The organism is Chrysanthemum yellows phytoplasma (genome assembly GCF_000803325.1).
In the GTDB taxonomy this organism is placed as follows: domain Bacteria; phylum Bacillota_I; class Bacilli_A; order Acholeplasmatales; family Acholeplasmataceae; genus Phytoplasma; species Phytoplasma asteris.
Genome location: NZ_JSWH01000011.1, coordinates 1 through 3435 on the forward strand (window position 1 = coordinate 1; position 3435 = coordinate 3435).

Below are 3435 nucleotides of genomic sequence, written 5' to 3' on the forward strand. Positions count from 1 at the left end.
AATTATAAAATCTTTTTATTAAGTATTTTTGTACCCTTTAATATTTTTATAAAATCCAAAAGGAATACAAATATGAACCTATTAACTAAAAGTAAAGAAAACTTTTTTAAAATTTTTATTGGCACTTTATTATTTATTTTAACAACCACTTTAACAATTTATTTTTCATATAACTTATATCATCAATACAAACAACAAAAATTTAAAGAATATCAAAAACAAATGGAACAATATGATGCCAAAAACCTCCTACTAAATTTAGCGCACATCCTTTAGTATCCCAACGTTGTAAAGAAACAAATGATGATATAGTAAACAATATAAGTTTTGCAAACATAATTGGCATGGAAACTGAAAAAGAAACTTGTAATCGCATTTTAGCAATGGTATCTCATCCTGAATGGTTCCAAAACGCAGGAAAAATCAATAAACCCAAAAGACTCCTACTACACGGAGTCCCAGGAACAGGTAAAACATTATTAGCAAGAGCATTTATGTCACAAGCAAGACAAGCAAGACAAGCCTCCCCTTCCACCGATGCAGGCTGTTTTGAATTTACCCCCTACGACTTTATCACCAAAACCCGCGAATAAGGAATCGAAATTATAAGAGCGATGTTTGATTTCATTAGAGCTGAATGGCATCTAAACAAAAATAATGGTATGGGAGTAATTTTCATCGATGAATGCGACCAAGTATGGGAAAAAATGGAACTTATCAACCAAGAAGACCAAAAAATAAAAGACATCTTAAACGCCTTCAAAGCCGAAATTACTTCATTAAGAAACCACTGCCCCCACAACCCTGATGCTTTTATTTTCGTAATTGGAGCCACTAATCACTTAGATCAAATAGACGATGCCATCAAATCACGCCTCAACTACCACATAGAATTTAAACCCTTAGATACAAATGGTAGAAAAAAATTCTTAGAATTCTTAATTGAAAAAAGAAAAACACCAATCACCTCAACTGCAAAAGAATATTTATTAACAACAATTAATGATGCATTGGAAAAATTAACTGATAAATCCAAAACAGGACAACGCACTATGGAATATCTTTTAGATGATGCAATTATCAATGCTCGCTACGAAACCCAAGGGCAAAGTGACATTAGAATTGAAGACTTAAAAAAATCTTTTAAAGTTATTTATGGATTTGATTTGCCTTAAAGACTTCATTAAAAAACTCATTATAATTAAAATTATAAAATCTTTTTATAAACGCAATAAAATAAAAACCCAAACAAAACCTTGTATTCTAAGAAAGTTTTTCCAAACTTTCTTTTTTTAATATTATATTAATTATTTTCCTTTTGTACCTTATAAATAACACAATCATTATTAACTTATAATCCAATTTTGGCTATTAGCTAAACGATAAAATAAATAGGAGAAACAATGAAACATTTAGTTTTAGTTGATGGCAATTCGCTTTTATTTCGAGCATATCACGCAACTGCAAGCAAATATAAACCTCTTTTGCAAAATAAAAAAGGGATCTACACTAATGCTCTTTTGTCTTTTATTAGAATGTTTGAAAAAATTTTAGAAGAAACGAAAGGCTATATTTTAGTAGCTTTTGATACTCATAAACCTACCAAAAGACACCAATTATACGATGCTTACAAACAAGGAAGACCAGAAACACCTTCTGCATTGATTAGTCAAATTCCTTTGATTAAACAATATTTAGACCTAATCGGCGTTAAATATCATGTCCAAGACGAATACGAAGCCGATGATATTATAGGTACTTTAGCCAAAGAAGCCAGCAATCAAAATAAGACAGTATCTATTTATTCAAGTGATCAGGATTTATTGCAATTAGTAGATGAAAAAATTACTGTTTGTTTGCTTAAAAAAGGATTGCGTGAAATTAAATGCTATACACCTCCTACTTTGTTTGAAGAATACGGTCTTAAAGAATATCAAATGATTGATTATAAAAGTTTAATTGGCGATCCTTCTGATAACATTAAAGGAGTATTGGGAATAGGACCTAAAACTGCTCAAAAGTTATTACAAGAATACGATTCCCTAGATAATTTGATGCAAAATTTAGACAACATTAAACCTATTTTAAAAACCAAAATCCAAAATTCCCAAGCTGATTTAGAACTTAGCAAAATACTTACCGCAATTGACCTTAAAGTTCCCTTGCCCTTTGATTGTATGCAAACAGAAATACAAATACGTTTGGCGCAAAACCTTAAAAATTTTTATGAAGAAATGGATTTTAGACGCTTAGCTATTACCAAATATGCAAGAATTGAAAAAGAAACAAATACCACAAATACAAATGCAAATTATAATAATAAGGAAGCATCCCCCAATTCCAAAGAAGTGCAAGAAGTAGAAAAATATAGCAATTTAGAAAATGATAATAATTTAAACCAAACAAATCAAAACAGACTTATCAACAACAACAACACTAACAATAATGACAATAACGCTCCAAAAGTTCAAGAACAAGGCGCCAACCCACCTCAAAACAATTTTAATTTTCAAATTATCAAAGACCAAAACTCTCTAAATGCTTTTTTGGCTCAAATCCAACCACACCAAATTTGGGCTTGTTTTTTTGAGTTAGAAAAAGAAAATGACTCAAATACTTTTTTGCAAGGAATTGGTTTTTCCAATGAAAATACACATTTTTTTATAGATGCTAATTTGGCTTTTGATAATAATAACTTTTGCAATTATCTAAAAGATGCTAATTTTTATAAAATTGTTTTTCACAATCAAGCAACACAACTTTTTTTAAAAACAAAACATCAAGAACTCAACGGAGTTATCTTTGATTTAGTTTGTGCTTCTTATCTTTTATTTCCTTTGAAAAATCTTGAATTTAGTCATATTATAGCCAAAATAGATATTTTGAATAACACAAATTATGTAAGCCAATTATCTCAAAACATTTTTATTTTAGAGCAAAAAGTAGCTTTTAAAGCTTTTTTATTACACGCCATCAAAAATAGCGTTTTGCATCATTTAAAAGCTCAAAACCAATTATTTTTGTTTCAAGAAATAGAACTTCCCTTATCAAATATTTTAGCCCAATTAGAATATGAAACTAATTTAGTACAACAAAAACAAATAATAGAAGCACAACCAATAGAAAAAAATACGGATGAAAAAATAGAGACACAACAAGAAAAAATACCAAAAACAAATCAAGGGCAAGAACAAGAACAAGCACAAGAAACTCACATCAACCAATTAAAATCATTCAAAGATGTTTTTGGGTATCAAAATAGTTGTTTTTTAAATATAATACACAATAAAAAATCTTATAATTATTTAATTAATGATAATTTTTTTTGCTTTTCGTTAAAAATTTTAGCTACTTTAGGAAATATTCAAAAAATTAAAAATTACTTTAAAATTGAAAACAATCATCTTTTAAATGATGAACAAACCTTACAATTTT

At 28.5% G+C, this 3435-nt stretch carries 2 protein-coding genes and 1 pseudogene; all 3 read left to right on the top strand.

The genetic code is table 11. From position 1 onward, the window contains the following. The first annotated feature begins 72 nt into the window (after positions 1-72). The gene (locus OL66_RS00155; protein WP_034171984.1) at positions 73-276 is read left to right on the top strand and encodes a hypothetical protein; all 204 of its coding nucleotides are present in this window, start codon (positions 73-75) and stop codon (positions 274-276) included. 107 nt (positions 277-383) lie between these two features. Next, positions 384-1175: pseudogene (locus OL66_RS00165) on the top strand (AAA family ATPase). A 228-nt stretch (positions 1176-1403) separates the two neighbouring features. Next, on the top strand, positions 1404-3435 hold a 2032-nt coding region (locus tag OL66_RS04200; protein WP_238568758.1), incomplete at its 3' end, for a 5'-3' exonuclease H3TH domain-containing protein.

Excerpts from the sequence above, each read along its gene's own strand:
- OL66_RS00155 (WP_034171984.1), top strand. The coding sequence starts at position 73 with ATGAACCTATTAACTAAAAGTAAAGAAAACTTTTTTAAAATTTTTATT.